The 14,628-nt window shown below is 65.5% G+C and carries 14 protein-coding genes; 5 read left to right on the top strand and 9 right to left on the bottom strand.

All coding sequences use genetic code 11. From position 1 onward, the window contains the following. The first annotated feature begins 411 nt into the window (after positions 1 to 411). The gene (gene mazG / locus GGR47_RS12280; protein ID WP_147035904.1) at positions 412 to 1,146 is read left to right on the top strand and encodes a nucleoside triphosphate pyrophosphohydrolase; all 735 of its coding nucleotides are present in this window, start codon (positions 412 to 414) and stop codon (positions 1,144 to 1,146) included. A gap of 9 nt (positions 1,147 to 1,155) precedes the next feature. Here mazG and hflX read toward each other — a convergent pair whose 3' ends face one another. The 7 genes from hflX to dusB form a co-directional block, all read right to left on the bottom strand. Next, on the bottom strand, positions 1,156 to 2,448 hold the full coding sequence (gene hflX, locus GGR47_RS12275) for a GTPase HflX (protein ID WP_147035905.1): 1,293 nt from the start codon (positions 2,446 to 2,448) through the stop codon (positions 1,156 to 1,158). A gap of 3 nt (positions 2,449 to 2,451) precedes the next feature. Then, positions 2,452 to 2,937: an RNA chaperone Hfq gene (gene hfq, locus GGR47_RS12270; RefSeq protein WP_017978830.1), complete on the bottom strand. Its 486-nt coding sequence runs from the start codon at positions 2,935 to 2,937 to the stop codon at positions 2,452 to 2,454. 128 nt (positions 2,938 to 3,065) lie between these two features. Then, positions 3,066 to 4,442: a nitrogen assimilation response regulator NtrX gene (gene ntrX / locus GGR47_RS12265; protein ID WP_017978831.1), complete on the bottom strand. Its 1,377-nt coding sequence runs from the start codon at positions 4,440 to 4,442 to the stop codon at positions 3,066 to 3,068. 5 nt (positions 4,443 to 4,447) lie between these two features. Next, positions 4,448 to 6,685, bottom strand: a complete 2,238-nt coding sequence (locus GGR47_RS12260) for a sensor histidine kinase (protein ID WP_147035906.1) — start codon at positions 6,683 to 6,685, stop codon at positions 4,448 to 4,450. A 105-nt stretch (positions 6,686 to 6,790) separates the two neighbouring features. After that, a complete protein-coding gene (ntrC, locus tag GGR47_RS12255; protein WP_147035907.1) occupies positions 6,791 to 8,206 on the bottom strand; it encodes a nitrogen regulation protein NR(I) in 1,416 nt (471 codons plus the stop codon). After that, positions 8,203 to 9,246, bottom strand: a complete 1,044-nt coding sequence (locus GGR47_RS12250) for a two-component system sensor histidine kinase NtrB (protein ID WP_147035908.1) — start codon at positions 9,244 to 9,246, stop codon at positions 8,203 to 8,205. The genes ntrC and GGR47_RS12250 overlap by 4 nt, the downstream gene beginning before the upstream one ends. 7 nt (positions 9,247 to 9,253) lie before the next feature. Beyond that, positions 9,254 to 10,270, bottom strand: a complete 1,017-nt coding sequence (gene dusB, locus GGR47_RS12245) for a tRNA dihydrouridine synthase DusB (RefSeq protein ID WP_147035909.1) — start codon at positions 10,268 to 10,270, stop codon at positions 9,254 to 9,256. A gap of 81 nt (positions 10,271 to 10,351) precedes the next feature. On the opposite strand from dusB, the gene GGR47_RS12240 reads away from it, so the two are divergent. The 3 genes from GGR47_RS12240 to GGR47_RS12230 are packed head-to-tail and all read left to right on the top strand — an operon-like array spanning position 10,352 to position 12,494. Beyond that, the gene (locus GGR47_RS12240) at positions 10,352 to 11,476 is read left to right on the top strand and encodes a bifunctional 2-C-methyl-D-erythritol 4-phosphate cytidylyltransferase/2-C-methyl-D-erythritol 2,4-cyclodiphosphate synthase (RefSeq protein ID WP_147035910.1); all 1,125 of its coding nucleotides are present in this window, start codon (positions 10,352 to 10,354) and stop codon (positions 11,474 to 11,476) included. Next, entirely contained in the window at positions 11,473 to 11,994 is a 522-nt protein-coding gene (locus tag GGR47_RS12235; protein ID WP_147035911.1) for a hypothetical protein, read from the top strand. The genes GGR47_RS12240 and GGR47_RS12235 overlap by 4 nt, the downstream gene beginning before the upstream one ends. Further along, the gene (locus GGR47_RS12230) at positions 11,991 to 12,494 is read left to right on the top strand and encodes a CinA family protein (protein ID WP_147035912.1); all 504 of its coding nucleotides are present in this window, start codon (positions 11,991 to 11,993) and stop codon (positions 12,492 to 12,494) included. Before GGR47_RS12235 ends, GGR47_RS12230 begins: the two co-directional genes overlap by 4 nt. Here GGR47_RS12230 and GGR47_RS12225 read toward each other — a convergent pair. Further along, positions 12,455 to 12,913 carry a type II toxin-antitoxin system RatA family toxin gene (locus GGR47_RS12225; protein WP_147035913.1) on the bottom strand — a complete coding sequence of 153 codons (459 nt, stop codon included), beginning with the start codon at positions 12,911 to 12,913 and terminating at the stop codon, positions 12,455 to 12,457. The two genes, GGR47_RS12230 and GGR47_RS12225, sit on opposite strands and share 40 nt — an antisense overlap. Then, on the bottom strand, positions 12,906 to 13,829 hold the full coding sequence (lipA, locus tag GGR47_RS12220) for a lipoyl synthase (RefSeq protein WP_017978840.1): 924 nt from the start codon (positions 13,827 to 13,829) through the stop codon (positions 12,906 to 12,908). The genes GGR47_RS12225 and lipA overlap by 8 nt, the downstream gene beginning before the upstream one ends. A gap of 142 nt (positions 13,830 to 13,971) precedes the next feature. On the opposite strand from lipA, the gene GGR47_RS12215 reads away from it, so the two are divergent. Continuing rightward, positions 13,972 to 14,601 carry a carbonic anhydrase gene (locus GGR47_RS12215; RefSeq protein WP_017978841.1) on the top strand — a complete coding sequence of 210 codons (630 nt, stop codon included), beginning with the start codon at positions 13,972 to 13,974 and terminating at the stop codon, positions 14,599 to 14,601. Positions 14,602 to 14,628: the final 27 nt, after the last annotated feature.

Raw genomic sequence — 14,628 nt, 5'->3', positions numbered from 1 at the left:
CAACAACGAGCCGGCGCGGACGGCGCAGACTGGCGGCATGTTCGCCGCGTCGGCTGTTGCGACCGCATCGAAGGTGGATCGCCGCACGCTCTGCACGCCGAAACTGAAGCGCGGGCCGCGCCTTTCCGAGACGGAACTCGTCGCGCGCGGACTGGCCGAATACGCTGGCTGAGTCCGGGTCACGCCACCCCACCCCAGGAACCTGCCTGACTGTCTGCATTCTGGTGTGACCGAGCCCGCTGCTGGCGCAGCGGGTCCGTCGCCCTTCCCTCGAAACTCACCGCATCAGCGGGGTCAGCGCTGCGCTTGTGGATGGCTCCACGCTGCCCCCGCTGCTACCAGCCGTGTGTCATTTCTATTTGGGGCAGAATGTGTCTTTTCTAATCAGCGGGAACACGGTGGACGCGCGATATGGCGGTTGAGCGACTGTTGGCGATCATGGCGCGCCTGCGCGATCCGCAGCGCGGTTGCGAATGGGACGTGGCGCAGACCTGGGCGACGATCGCACCCTATACGATCGAAGAAGCCTATGAGGTTGCCGATGCGATCGCGCGGAATGATGCGGACGATCTGAAGGACGAACTGGGCGATCTGTTGCTGCAAGTGGTGTTCCATGCGCGGATCGCGGAGGAAGCCGGTGCCTTCGCCTTTGCCGATGTCGTCGCCGCCATCAGCGACAAGATGGAACGGCGCCATCCGCACATCTTCGGTGATGCGTCGCATAGCCCGGGTTGGGAGGAATTGAAGGCCGCGGAGCGGCGTGACACGACGCAAGACGACAGCGCGCTCGCCGGCGTGGCAGCGGGTCTTCCCGCTCTGATGCGCGCCGTAAAGCTGCAAAAGCGCGCCGCCCGAACCGGGTTCGACTGGCCCGATCAGACCGGCGCCATCGCCAAGATCATGGAGGAAGTCGAGGAAGTTAAGACGGCTTCCGACGATCAGCGTGAGGATGAGATCGGCGATCTTCTGTTCGCCGTCGTCAATTGGGCACGGCATTTGGGCGTCGATCCCGAAGCTGCCTTGCGATCGGGCAACGCCAAGTTCGAGCGTCGCTTCCGCGCCATGGAAGCCCTAGGCGGCGAGGCGTTCGCCGCACTGAGCCTTGATGACAAGGAAGCGCTCTGGCAGCAGGTCAAGCGCGGCTGAGCCGGTTCATCAACGCTGGAGAAAGCGTTCGTAGTCCCGCTCGGCGAGCCGAACCTCGTAGCGGGTCGACAGCCCCTCGCCCTCTTCTTCCTGTCCCAGCACTTCGCCATGCGCGTGCAGCCATGCGGCGCCCGCACCGTCTCCAGCCGGAAGCGTGATCCAATAGCGGCGGTGGCCGGCGGTCAGCTTCGCCGCGACCTGAGCGACAAGCTGGTCCACCCCTTCCCCATCCAATGCGGACAGCGCGACGACATCGTCGCGGCGCGCCGCTTCCACCAGCACGCCCTCGTGCTGGTCTGCGTCGAGCAGATCGAGCTTGTTCCACGCCTCGAACCGCGGCGTTGTTTCGGACACTCCGATTTCGGCCAGAACGGCTTCGACGTCGGCGCGCTGCGCCTCGGTATCCGGATGGGCAATGTCACGAACGTGGATCAACAGGTCGGCCGATACCACCTCTTCCAACGTCGCCTTGAACGCCGCGACCAGCTGAGTCGGCAGGTCGGAAACAAAGCCGACGGTGTCGGACAGGATGGCCTTGTCGATGCCGGGTAGCGAGATCTGCCGAAGGGTCGGGTCGAGCGTCGCGAATAGCAGATTTTCCGCCATTACATGTGCGCCGGTCAGCCGGTTGAATAGCGTCGACTTGCCGGCATTGGTATAACCGACCAGTGCGATCACCGGCCACGGCGCGCGCTGGCGCCGTTCCCGGTGTAGCCCACGGGTGCGGCTGACCTGTTCGAGTTCGCGCCGCAGCCGTGCCATGCGATCGCGGATCAGGCGGCGGTCGGCCTCGATCTGCGTTTCGCCGGGGCCGCCGAGGAAGCCGAAGCCGCCGCGCTGCCGCTCGAGGTGGGTCCAGCTCCGCACCAGCCGTCCGGCCTGATAATCGAGGTGGGCGAGCTCGACCTGCAACCGCCCTTCGGCCGTGGCGGCGCGTTCGCCGAAGATTTCGAGGATCAGGCCGGTGCGGTCGATTACCTTGGCCTCCAGCGCGGTTTCCAGATTGCGCTGCTGCACCGGCGTCAGGCTGGCGTCGAAGACGACGAGATCGGCTTCGTCCTGCCGGACCTGCACGGCCAGCTGCTCCACCTGACCGCTGCCGATCAGCGTCGCGGGCTTTGGCTGGCGGACGCGCACCGCCACCTTGTCGGTGACGACGAGGCCGATCGCGGCGGCGAGACCGGCGGTCTCCTCCAGCCGCGCCTCGGCATCGCGATGCGCATCGCCCTGATCGGGCAGGACGATCAGCGCGCGACCGCCACGGGCGAACTCGTCGCGGTCACGGTTGAAGCCGGTGCTCATCGCTTATTCGTCCGTCTCGCCCTCATCGGCGAGGTTCAGCGCGCGCGACGGCTGAATGGTCGACACCGCGTGCTTGTAGACGAGCTGCGCCATGCCTTCCCGCTGGAGCAGCATGCAGAACAGGTCGAACCCGGCGATCTGGCCCTGCAGCATCACGCCGTTGATCAGGAACATCGTCACCGAATCTTCGGATTTGCGCACCGCGTTGAGGAAAATTTCCTGCAACAGCGGTTGCTTGCGCTGCGCTTCTCCTACGGATTCGATGATTCCGGCCAGATCCATCGGGCCCGATGGCATGATCGTGGAGATGGCGTGCTTGTAGATCAGCTGGGATTGGCCATCGCGGCGGAGCAGCACGGAGAAATTGTCGAACCAGGTGACGATACCCTGGAGCTTGACGCCCTTCACCAGGAACATGGTGACCGGGGTCTTGGAGCGGCGCAGCGAATTCAGGAACAGGTCCTGCAGCGAGCCTTGCTTTTCGGCCATGAATTGAGCCTTTTTCCGTTATTGGCGGGACGTTCGCCCGCTATCGCGCCGTTTCCCGGCGTCGGGATCGCCGCCCATGATAGGCAGCGACCCCGTATCTATGAACGAAGGCCCGTGCCGTAAAGGCGTCAATCCTCGCGCACGTCGGTAATGCCGAGCAGCTTGAGCTTACGGTGCAACGCCGATCGCTCCATGCCGATGAAGCTGGCGGTACGGCTGATGTTGCCCGAAAAGCGGCGGATCTGAACGCGGAGATACTCGCGCTCGAACGTCTCGCGGGCTTCGCGTAACGGCGCACCCATGATCGCGCCGCCACCCCCGCCGGCCAGATCGCCCTGATCGCCGAGGACTTCGGCGGGCAAGAGATCGAGGTCGATACGGCCGATCCGATCGCCCGGCGCGAGGATGATCGTGCGCTCGACGACGTTGCGCAACTGGCGGACATTGCCCGGCCAATCATAGCTTTGCAGCGCGACCATCGCATCCGGTGCGATTTCGGGAGTCGGCACGCGGCGTTCGGAAGCGTAGTGCGCCATGAAATGCTCGACCAGCGACGGAATGTCCTCGCGGCGCTCGGCCAGGGCCGGCAGCATGACCGGCACGACGTTGAGGCGGTAATAGAGATCTTCGCGGAACCGCCCCTCGGCAATCTCCTGCGTCAGGTCGCGCGAGGTCGCGGAGACGACGCGGACGTCGACCTTCACGGTGCGGGTGCCGCCGATGCGGCTGAAGCTCTGGTCGGTCAGCACGCGCAGGATACGCGCCTGCGTCGCGATCGGCATGTCGGCGATCTCGTCGAGGAACAACGTGCCGCCATGCGCCTGTTCGAGCAGGCCCGGCCGGACGAGGTCGCCCCCCTCCTCCACGCCGAACAGCTCCTCCTCGACGCGCTCCGGCGTCATCCGCGCGGCGCTGACGATGACGAAGGGGGCCTCGGCGCGATTGCTCCAGCCATGGAGCAGGCGGGCCGCGACCTCCTTGCCGACGCCGGCCGGCCCCATGATGAGCACGCGGCTGCCGGTCGCGGCGACGCGCTTCAGCGTGGCGCGGACGCCGTTGATCGCGCCCGATCGGCCGGTGAGGTCCGTCTCGCGACCAGCCGAGACGCGCAGGCTGGCGAGTTCGCGACGCAGGCGTTCGGTTTCGGTCGCGCGGGCGACCAGCAGCAGCAGCCGCTCCGCCTCGAACGGCTTTTCGATGAAATCGCTGGCGCCGCGCCGGATCGCGGCGACGGCGGTGTCGAGATTGCCATGGCCCGAGATGACGAGCACGGGGATCGAGGGATCGCGCCGCTTGATTTCGTCGAGAAGTTCGAGACCGTCGAGGCGAGAGCCCTGCAGCCAGACGTCGAGCAAAACCAGCGACGGGCGTCGGGTGGCGATCGCCTCCAGCGCGGCGTCGCTGTCTGCGGCCGAGCGCGTGTCATAGCCTTCGTCCTCCAGAACGCCGGCGACCAGTTCGCGGATATCGTGTTCGTCGTCGACGACGAGGATGTCGAGCGCCATAATCTCTAATTCCGATTGCGTGTGAGTGCAGCAAGCTGGCCGGCACCGTCATGTTCGGTCACCGGTTCGGGTGGGGCTGCCCCCTGATCGAGCGCCGCGAGGGCCGCGGCATCGAATGTCATGCGCACCACGGTGCCGCCGCCGTCGCGATCGGCAAAGGCCATGGTGCCGAAATGGTCCTCGACGATCTTCTTGACGATCGCGAGGCCCAGGCCCGTGCCGCGGGCGCGGGTCGTCATATAGGGTTCGACGATCCGGTCGCGATCCGGCGGCAGGCCGACGCCCGTATCCGCGACCTCGACGACGATCGTCGTACCATCGTCATGGATACCCATGGTGACAGCGCCACCGCCATCCCCCTTGCTCTCGATCGCCTCGACGGCGTTCTTGACGATATTGGTGAAGGCGCGGCCGAGCTGGTGCCGGTCGCAGACGAGCTGCGGGGCCGGAAAATCGTGGTCGAGCGCAAAGCGGATCGCGGGATGCGCGACCTCGTGCAGGAACAGCGCCTGGCGAGCGATGTCGACGAGCGATTCCTCGCGGAACACCGGCTTCGGCATGCGCGCGAAGGACGAAAATTCGTCGACCATGCGTCTGAGGTCCCCGACCTGCCGGACGATCGTTTCGGTCAACCGCGCGAAGGTTGTATCCGCGGGATCGATCTTGCTGCCGTAGCGGCGTTGCAAACGCTCGGCAGCGAGCTGGATCGGGGTCAGCGGGTTCTTGATCTCATGCGCGATGCGGCGCGCGACGTCCGACCACGCCGCGCGGCGCTGATCGAGCAACTGCTGCGTGATATCGTCGAAGGTCAGGATGGGTCCCGCGTCGGTCCGTGCGATCCGGACGGCGAGCGTCCGCGTCTCGCCGCCGCGCACGACCTGAACGATCGCCTCGCGCTGACCACTCGCCACCAGATCGGCGAGTTCGGGCGCTATGAGGGCCAGCGGCTGTCCGACGACGCTGTCGATGCCTGTGCCAATCAGTTCGGACGCCGAATTGTTGGCGATCCGGATCATGCCGTCTTCGCCCGAGGCGATCACGCCGGCCGACACGCCGGCCATCACCGCTTCGATCAAGGCGCGGCGGCTGTCGAGCTGATCGTTTGCGGTCACCAGCGCGCGATTTTGTTCCTGTAACCGCCCGGTCATTCGGTTGAACGCGTTGGCCAGCGTGCCAACCTCATCTAGGGTGCGGGGATCAGGCACGCGCGTCGACAGATCACCATCTGCCACGCGTCGTGCCGCGCCCACAAGCTCGCCCAGAGGCCGAACGAGACGGTCGGCAACGGCCAGAGCGATCCACACCGCAAGGGCCACGATCAGCAAGGAAATGCCGAGTAATGCGGAGTTGAACCGCAACTGCAATGCACGCGAACGCGATTGCATGTCTCGGTAGTCTGCAACGAGTTTCTCGCCGCGCTTCCATTGCTCGACCACCCCGGGGTCAAAAACTCGGGCCACGTAGAGATAGGCACCCTTGCCGTATTTTAACGGCATCAACAGTGCGGCGCGATCCTTAGCTTGAATAACAACGCTCGGCGTACCGGAATCGATCTTCCTGATCATGCCCGGAGTCACGACACGATCCAGCCGCCGTTCGTACGGATTGACGAAAGCAATCGGAACGGGATCACCTTTTACGAAGATTGCCATTTCAGACATGTTACGCTGTTTCAGCTGAAAGACGAGCGCCTTCGCGAACGTTTCACTATTGATCGGATATTCTCGAAAGTAACCTGCAAGGTCTACGCGCATCGCAGTCGCTTCGGCAGCGATGCGGTCCAACTCTTGATAATAATTGATTTGGAGAAGTGCGGTCGAATTCTCCAACATTCCACGAGCGCGGTCCGAATACCAAAACTCGACACCGTATTGGAACAGCAGCGACGCAAAGATATTCACCAGCACCAACGGGACCGCTGCGACAAGCGAAAACAAAGCGACCAATTGCACGTGCAATTGCCCGTTGCCGCCAATCTGGGACTGCACGGCGCGCCGCCTCGCGATCCGCCGCCCGATCAGCATCATCAACGTCGTGCCGGACACCAAATTGGCGACGAGTAGCAACGCGACCAACGGAGGCGAAATTACTCGTGTATCGGATGCCCCACCCGTCAACACGAAATAGGTCGCGACGGCGATCGCCAACGCAAGCGCCAGCACCAGCGCTTCGACCGCGGGCGTAATCCGCCGGCGGCGAACCGGTAGCATGTCATTCAAATCGGGCGTGGGGGCCGCGTGCATTCGCCCCTCCGTACAACGCGGATTGTTGCACGGAAACCACATAATTGCCGGTTGCGGTGGTTTGGGGCCACAGTACGATCAAGCGCGGCGGTTAATCGCTACGGATCAATCGTCGCCCTTCGCGCTAATTCCCAGCGTATCTAATCGCTTGCGCAGCGTATTGCGGTTGAGACCCATCGCCCGCGCCGCGCGTAGCTGATTGCCGCCGTGTCGGGCCAGCATCGCTTCGATCAAGGGGCGTTCCACCTCTCCGATGACGCGGTCGTACATGGTGCCATCGTCTAGGGCGCCGGGACGCTCGCGGGCGATCCGTTCGATCAGGTGGCGCACCGCCTCGGCGATCCCCGCGTCGGGCAAATCCATCTGGGCGCCCGGCACACCGATCATATCGCGGATCGTCGCCGGATCGATCAGCTCATCTCGTGCCAGCACTGCGAGCCGTCGCATCAAATTTTCGAGTTCGCGGACGTTGCCCGGCCAGTCATAGGCCGCGAGCGCGGCTTCCGCCTCCGGCTGCAACTGGCGACGCGGCAAACCCTGGGCGACGGCACTGTCGAGGAAGTGGCGGGCGAGCAACGGAATGTCCTGTCGCCGGTCGCGCAGCGCGGGGAGCACGATGGGGACGACGTTCAGGCGGTAGAATAAGTCTTCGCGGAACTGGCCCGAAGCGACTTGATGCGTGAGGTCGCGATTCGTAGCGGCTACGACGCGCACGTCGGCCCGCATCGTCCGAGCGCCGCCAACCGTGGTGAACTCGCCCGACTGCAGCACCCGAAGCAAACGCGTCTGCGCATCCATCGGCATGTCGCCGATCTCGTCGAGGAACAAGGTGCCGCCCGCGGCCTGTTCGAAGCGACCGGCATTGCGCTGACCAGCGCCAGTGAAGGCGCCACGTTCGTGCCCGAACAATTCCGCCTCGATCAGCTCGCGCGGGATCGCGGCCATGTTGATCGCGACGAACGGCGCGCCCCGGCGTCGCCCAAGATCGTGGATCGCACGCGCGACCAGTTCCTTGCCCGTGCCCGATTCGCCCGAGATCAGCACGGTCAGGTCCGTGGCGACGACACGGGCTATGACGCGGTAGACATCCTGCATCGCCGGCGAGCGGCCGATCAGGGGGAGCGCGGGGTCCTCCCCCTCCCCTTGCGGCGGCATCGCCGCGTGGCGGACCAGCGCACCGGCGACGGCGCGGGTCAGATCGTCGAGATCGAAAGGCTTGGGTAGATACTCGTACGCGCCAACCTCGTTCGCGCGCACCGCCGTCGTCAGCGTATTCTGTGCCGACAAGATGATGATCGGCAGATCGGGGTGGCGGGCGTTGACCTCTGCCACATGAACGATGCCGTCGCCGTCGGGCAGCACCACGTCGGTAATCAGCACGTCCGGCAGCCGCTGCGCCAGCGCACGATCGGCCTGCGACAGGGTTTCCGCCGTCTGGACGTCGTGTCCGGCGCGACGCAACGCTTGGGCGACGACGGTGCGGATCGCAGCGTCGTCGTCAACGACCAGAACGCGGCTCACTGGGCAGCCCGTGGTAGCAGCAGGCGCAACGTCGTCATCTCGGGCAATCCTTCACGGGCATATTGAACGATCCCGCCCATGTCGCGCATCAGCTTGTCGACCAGGGCGAGGCCAAGCCCCTGCCCCTCCGGCCGGCCCGAGATGAACGGATCAAAGAGATATTCGGCGATGTCGGCGGGGGCGCCGGGGCCGTTGTCGGTCACGCAGATCTCGATCGGCAAGGGCACGCGCGGACCTCCCCGCGTTGCCGCTACCGACATGCCGTGGCGATAGGCGGTGGTGATGACGATGCGGGGATCGGCGACAGTCCGCGTCGCCTCCGCGGCGTTCTTGAGCAGGTTGATCAGTATCTGGAGTAAGGCATCGCGATTGATCGCGGCATGCGGCAGCGAGGGATCGAACCGCTCCTCCATCGACACGCCGCGGGCAAAGCCGGCGAGCGCCAGCCGGCGGGCATGTCCGATGAGCGGGTAGATATTCTCCGACTGGATCGGCAGCGGGCGCGTGTCGCTGAAATCCTGCATACGGTCGATCAGCGCCGCGATGCGGTCGACCTCGGTCACGATCAGCGTGGTCAGTTCGCCGGCATCGAGCAATTGCGCGGCGCCGCGGATGCCGGAGAGCGGATTCTTGATCTCATGCGCCAGCATCGCCGCAGCGCCGCTCGCCGCGCGGGCGCTGGCCCCGCGTCCGCCAAGCTGGCCAACGCTGCGCGTACCCGCGACGCTGTGCAGCGTGATGGCGCGCCAACCGGGATAATCGGCGAGCTGCGCCTCGGAAAAGTCGACACGGATCTTGGGGCCGTGTGGCGTCGCGATCTCGGTGTCGTAGACGGCAAAGCCGTGCCCCGCCTGCCGATCGCCAGCCGGAGGGCGTGGCAGGATCGCCGATAGCGGCTGCCCGCGCATCACCCGTTCGGACAAATTGAGCAGCAGCTCCGCCTGGGCATTCCCATGCTGAATACGGTCTTCACCATCGATCACGAGCACGGCGACGGGCAGCGCCGCGAACAGCTCGGCAAAGCCCGGACGGTCCGTCACAATCCTGTCAGGCGGCCTGGCGGACTGCCGCAGGGGGCTGATCGCAATATGGCGCGTAGAAATCGGCGAGCATCGCCTTCACCCTTGCCGCGCTCGGCTCCTGGTTCACGGCGTTGCGGAACTCGGCCGATCCGGTGAGCCCCTTGGTGTACCAACCGATGTGCTTCCGCGCCATGTTGACGCCGGTCATCTCGCCATAATGGTCGAGCATGGCATCGTAGTGCTCGACGATGACGCGATATTGTTCGTCGAGCGACGGGTCGGGAAGCCGTTCGCCGGTCGCGAAATAGTGCATCACCTGCCCGAGTATCCACGGCCGCCCATAGGCGCCACGGCCGATCATGACGCCATCGGCGCCGGACTGATCGAGGGCGTCCACCGCATCGTCGATCGTGCAGATGTCACCGTTTGCGATCACCGGCAGGTCGATCGCGTCCTTGACCGAACGGATGAAGCGCCAGTCCGCCGATCCCTTGTACATCTGGTTGCGGGTGCGCCCGTGGACGGTGATGAGCTTCACCCCAAGATCTTGCGCGATCCGCGACAGTTCGGGCGCGTTGAGGCTGTCGTGGCACCAGCCCATACGCATCTTCAGCGTTACTGGAGCCTTGACCGCCTTTACAACGGCGTCGATCAGGGCGGCGGCGAGTTTCAGGTCACGCATCAGCGCCGAGCCGGCGTCGCCGTTCGTCACCTTGCGGACCGGGCAGCCCATGTTGATGTCGATGATTGCCGCACCGCGATCTTCGGCGAGCTTCGCCGCCTCGCCCATTTCGTACGGGGTGCAGCCGACGAGCTGCATCGAGACCGGCTCTTCTGACAGGTGCCACGCGGCCTTCTGCAGCGACTGCCGTGTCTCGCGGATCGCTGCCTGGCTCGCGATCATTTCGGTGACGTTGAGGCCGGAGCCATAGCGGCGCACGAGCGTGCGGAACGGCATGTCGGTGACGCCGGTCATCGGCGCCAGCACGACGGGCTGCTCGATCCGGATGGGACCGATCTGAATGGGCGTGAGATGGGCCATGAATCTGCCTGAAAAACGGGCAGCCCTTACCGTCCTATGCCCGCTCTGGCAAGCATTGCAGGTCTGCGCTAGGCGGCGGCGATGATACAGGAGCAACGGACGGTCGCGCTGATCGTGGCGGCGGGTAGCGGCTCGCGCGCCGGCGGTGCCATCCCGAAACAATATGCCCACGTCGGCGGCAAGGCCTTGCTGGCGCACGCTTATGCCGCCTTTGCCGGTCACCCGGCGGTGGACGAGGTGGTGGTGGTGATCGCCGCGGGAGCGGAGCCGCTGGCAGCCGCCGCCCTCGGGCCGGTGCGTACGATCGTCGGTGGGGCGACGCGGCGCGAGTCGGTCGCGCGCGGGCTCGCAACGATCGAGGCCGACAGGGTGCTGGTCCACGATGCGGCACGGCCCTTCGTACCGGCGAAGGTGATCGAGCGGATATTAGCTGCGCTCGACACCAATGAGGGGGCAATCCCCGGCCTTGCCGTTGCGGACACGCTGATCCGCGACGGTTCGGTCGTCCCGCGCGACGGGCTGTTCCGCGTCCAGACGCCGCAGGGCTTTCGCTTGCCCGCGCTCCGCGCCGCCCACGCCGGCTGGCCGGCCGATGAAGAAGCGACCGACGATGCGCAGATGGTGCAGCGACTTGGCGGGAGCGTCGCTTTGGTGCAGGGCGATGCGATGCTCGACAAAGTGACGCATCCGCAGGACTTCGCCGCGGCCGAAGCCAAGATCGCCTGGGAGACGCGGAGCGCGTCCGGCTTCGATGTTCATCGGCTGGAAGCGGGCGAGGAATTGTGGCTGGGCGGCGTGCTCATCCCGCACGACAAAGGTTTGTCAGGGCATAGCGATGCCGACGTCGGGCTGCACGCGCTGACCGACGCGCTGCTGGGCACGATCGCGGCTGGCGACATCGGCACGCACTTTCCGCCGAGCGACCCGCAGTGGAAGGGCGCCGACTCCGCGCAGTTCCTGCAGCATGCCGCCAGCTTGATCGCCGACAAGGGCGGCCGCATCGACTTCGTCGACCTGACGCTGATCTGCGAGGCCCCGAAGATCGGGCCGCACCGTGAGGCCATGCGCACGCGCATCGGCGCGCTGCTCGGGTTGTCCGAAGACCGCGTCAGCATCAAGGCGACGACGACGGAACGGCTGGGCTTTACCGGCCGCGGTGAGGGCATTGCTGCGCAGGCGGTGGCAACCGTGAGCCTGCCGCGATGAAGACTGCGCTGCTCGCCGTCACAGCCCTGCTCGCGGCCGCGCCTGCCGAAGCGCAGAGCCGCTGCATCACCACGCCCGAGGCGGAGGCGATGACGCTGGTCGCCTTGCCGGATATCATCCAACAGACCGGCATCGTGTGTGCGACGCGCTTGCCCGCAACGAGCCTGATCCGGCGGACGGACAGCGACTTTCTGGCACGCTACCAGTCCGCCGCGGATCGGGCGTGGCCCAATGCCCGTGCCGCGATCGTCAAACTGTCCGATCCGATGATCGATTCGCTGCTGCAATCCGAATTCGCCCGCCCGCTGTTGACGGCGGCGCTGGCGCCGTTGCTCGTCGGCCGGATCAACCCCGCCGATTGCGGGACGATCGACCGCTTCGTGACGCAACTCGCGCCCCTTCCCCCGCAGAATACCGCAGGGGTCATCGTGACGACCTTGCGCTACTTCAAGGCGGAGAAGGCGAAGGGCAAGGCAATCAACGTGCCCGACCTGCCGCTGTGTTCGGAGGCGCGATGATGGACAGCCTGCTCCCCACCGAACTGATCGATGCTGCACGCCGTGTCGTGGAAGCGAACCGCGTCGCCGGACGGACCGTGGCGCTGGCCGAAAGCTGCACCGGCGGGCTCGTCGCGGCGGCATTGACCGAAATTCCCGGTTCGTCCGACGTCTTCGGTGCCGGCTTCGTCACCTATTCGAACGAAGCCAAGATGCGCCTGCTGAAGGTCAATTCCGACGTGCTCGAAACATTTGGCGCGGTGTCGATCGCCGTCGCCTGGAGCATGGCACAGGGCGCGCTCGCCAATAGCGATGCCGATGTCGCGGTGGCGATCACCGGCATCGCTGGTCCCGGTGGCGGATCGGAGAAGAAGCCCGTCGGCACGGTCGTTTTCGCCCGCGCGGAACGGGGCGGCGACCCCGCCGATGTCCACGCCGATCGAAAGCAGTTCGGCGACCTGGGGCGCGGTGGAATCCGCCTTCAGGCGGCGCTGGTCGCGCTGGAACTGTTGCTGCCGTAAAGGACGCGGGCGCGGTCTTCGAACGCGCCGATCATCTTCCTGAGCGCGACGCCGAAGACCTGCCCCGCCAGCATCTCGAACATCCGGTTCTTGAACTGGAAGTCGACGCTGAAATCGACCGCGCAGCCGCCCTCCTCCGGCCGGAAGCGCCAATCGTTATGCAAATACTTCAGCGGCCCGTCGATATATTCGACGTGGATGCTGCCCGGGCGCTGCTTTTCGACCTTCGACGTAAACGTCTCGCGCAGCCCCTTGAAACCGACGATCATGTCGGCGAGCGTCGCGGTGTCGCTGTCCTGGCGTACGCGCATCGCGCTGACCCAGGGCAGGAACTCCGGATAGCGCTTCACGTCGGCGACCATGTCGAACATCTGTTCGGCCGAATATGGCAGATGCCGCGTTTCCGAATGTTTAGGCATGGACGGCGAGCTTGGCCTCACGCGCGGCACGCATCTTCGCGAAATCGTCGCCGGCGTGATAGCTGGAGCGGGTCAGCGGCGAGGATGCGACGAGCAGGAAGCCCTTGGCCCGGGCGATCGCGGCATAGCTGTCGAACGCCTTGGGCGTGACGAATTCGGCGACCTTCGCATGGCGCGGCGTCGGCTGAAGATACTGGCCCATGGTGAGGAAATCGATGTCGGCCGAGCGCATGTCGTCCATCACCTGATGCACCTCGAGCCGTTCTTCGCCCAGCCCCAGCATGACGCCCGACTTGGTGAAGATCGACGGGTCGAGCTTCTTGACGCTCTCCAGCAGCCGGATCGACGCATAATAGCGGGCGCCCGGCCGGATCGTCGGATACAGCCGCGGCACGGTTTCGAGATTGTGGTTATAGACGTCCGGCCGCGCGGCGACGATCGCCTCGACCGCCGCTTCGTGCTTGTTGCGGAAGTCCGGCGTCAGGATTTCGATCGTCGTTTTCGGATTGGCGCGGCGGATCGCCTCGATCACCTTCACGAATTGCTTGGCGCCGCCATCGGGCAGATCGTCGCGATCGACCGAGGTGACGACGATATGTTCGAGGCCCATCTGCGCAGCCGCATCGGCGACGTTGTTCGGCTCCATCGGATCGACGGCGCGCGGCATGCCGGTCTTCACGTTGCAGAAGGCGCAGGCGCGCGTGCAGGTATCGCCGAGGATCATGACGGTCGCATGCTTCTTCGACCAGCATTCGCCGATGTTCGGGCAGGCGGCCTCTTCGCAGACGGTCGTCAGGCTCTTGGACCGCATCAGTTCACGCGTCGCGGCGAAGCCGGCGCTGGTCGGCGCTTTCACGCGGATCCAGTCGGGCTTGCGCTGGCGTTCGGGGCGGGCCACCGGAGTCATCTCGTTCATTCGGGCGAGATAGCGATGTCGGGCGGATGGAACAACCATCGCTCGATTGTGACGTTGCTTTGCTGACGCGCCCGGGCGGGCACCAGTCGGCCGCAAACGCGTTATCCCCGCCGAACCGGACCTAGACCATAACGGAGGCACAATGACCGACTTTTCCGACATGATTGGTGGCTATCATCGGTTTCGCGACACCGGCTGGTCGGAACAGCGCGAGCGCTGGGACGAACTGAAGGACGGCCAGAGCCCGAAGGTGATGGTGATCGCCTGTTCGGACAGCCGCGTCGATCCGTCGCAGATCTTCGACACGTCGCCCGGCGAAATCTTCGTGGTGCGCAACGTCGCGAACCTGGTGCCGCCCTATGAGGTCGGCGGCGGCTATCACGGCGTGTCCGCAGCGCTGGAGTTTGCGGTGACGCAGCTCGAAGTGCCCGAGGTGCTCGTGATGGGCCACGCATCGTGCGGCGGCTGCAAGGCGGCGCTGACCCATGGCTTCGAGGATGCGAAGGCCGGCGAGGGCAAGTTCATCTCCGACTGGGTCGGAATGCTGGACGCCGCACGCGAGCGGGTGATCGCGAAGCATGGCGATGGCCCGGACGCTTCGCGCGAAATGGAACATGAGGCGGTGCGCGTCAGTCTGAACAACCTGCGCACCTTCCCCTTCGTGGCGAAGCGCGAGGCGCAGGGCACGCTGAAGCTACGCGGCGCCTATTTCGCGATCGCCGACGGCGTGCTGCACGTGATGGACGACGACGGCGTGTTCGCGCCGGCCTGAGCCCAAACGGGCCCCCTCCCGACAGGG

Origin of the sequence: Sphingomonas aquatilis, assembly GCF_014196115.1 — a bacterium.
Lineage (GTDB): Bacteria > Pseudomonadota > Alphaproteobacteria > Sphingomonadales > Sphingomonadaceae > Sphingomonas > Sphingomonas aquatilis.
This window is presented reverse-complemented; position numbering and strand designations above follow the sequence as displayed.

What these genes read in the sequence shown, in the direction of transcription:
- GGR47_RS12230 (WP_147035912.1), top strand. Translation starts at nt 11,991, where the DNA reads ATGATGGACAGCCTGCTCCCCACCGAACTGATCGATGCTGCACGCCGT.
- mazG (WP_147035904.1), top strand. Translation starts at nt 412, where the DNA reads ATGGCGGTTGAGCGACTGTTGGCGATCATGGCGCGCCTGCGCGATCCG.
- ntrX (WP_017978831.1), bottom strand. Translation starts at nt 4,442, where the DNA reads ATGGCGCTCGACATCCTCGTCGTCGACGACGAACACGATATCCGCGAA.
- GGR47_RS12225 (WP_147035913.1), bottom strand. Translation starts at nt 12,913, where the DNA reads ATGCCTAAACATTCGGAAACGCGGCATCTGCCATATTCGGCCGAACAG.
- hfq (WP_017978830.1), bottom strand. Translation starts at nt 2,937, where the DNA reads ATGGCCGAAAAGCAAGGCTCGCTGCAGGACCTGTTCCTGAATTCGCTG.
- GGR47_RS12235 (WP_147035911.1), top strand. Translation starts at nt 11,473, where the DNA reads ATGAAGACTGCGCTGCTCGCCGTCACAGCCCTGCTCGCGGCCGCGCCT.
- GGR47_RS12240 (WP_147035910.1), top strand. Translation starts at nt 10,352, where the DNA reads ATGATACAGGAGCAACGGACGGTCGCGCTGATCGTGGCGGCGGGTAGC.
- hflX (WP_147035905.1), bottom strand. Translation starts at nt 2,448, where the DNA reads ATGAGCACCGGCTTCAACCGTGACCGCGACGAGTTCGCCCGTGGCGGT.
- lipA (WP_017978840.1), bottom strand. Translation starts at nt 13,829, where the DNA reads ATGAACGAGATGACTCCGGTGGCCCGCCCCGAACGCCAGCGCAAGCCC.
- GGR47_RS12215 (WP_017978841.1), top strand. Translation starts at nt 13,972, where the DNA reads ATGACCGACTTTTCCGACATGATTGGTGGCTATCATCGGTTTCGCGAC.
- dusB (WP_147035909.1), bottom strand. Translation starts at nt 10,270, where the DNA reads ATGGCCCATCTCACGCCCATTCAGATCGGTCCCATCCGGATCGAGCAG.
- GGR47_RS12260 (WP_147035906.1), bottom strand. Translation starts at nt 6,685, where the DNA reads ATGCACGCGGCCCCCACGCCCGATTTGAATGACATGCTACCGGTTCGC.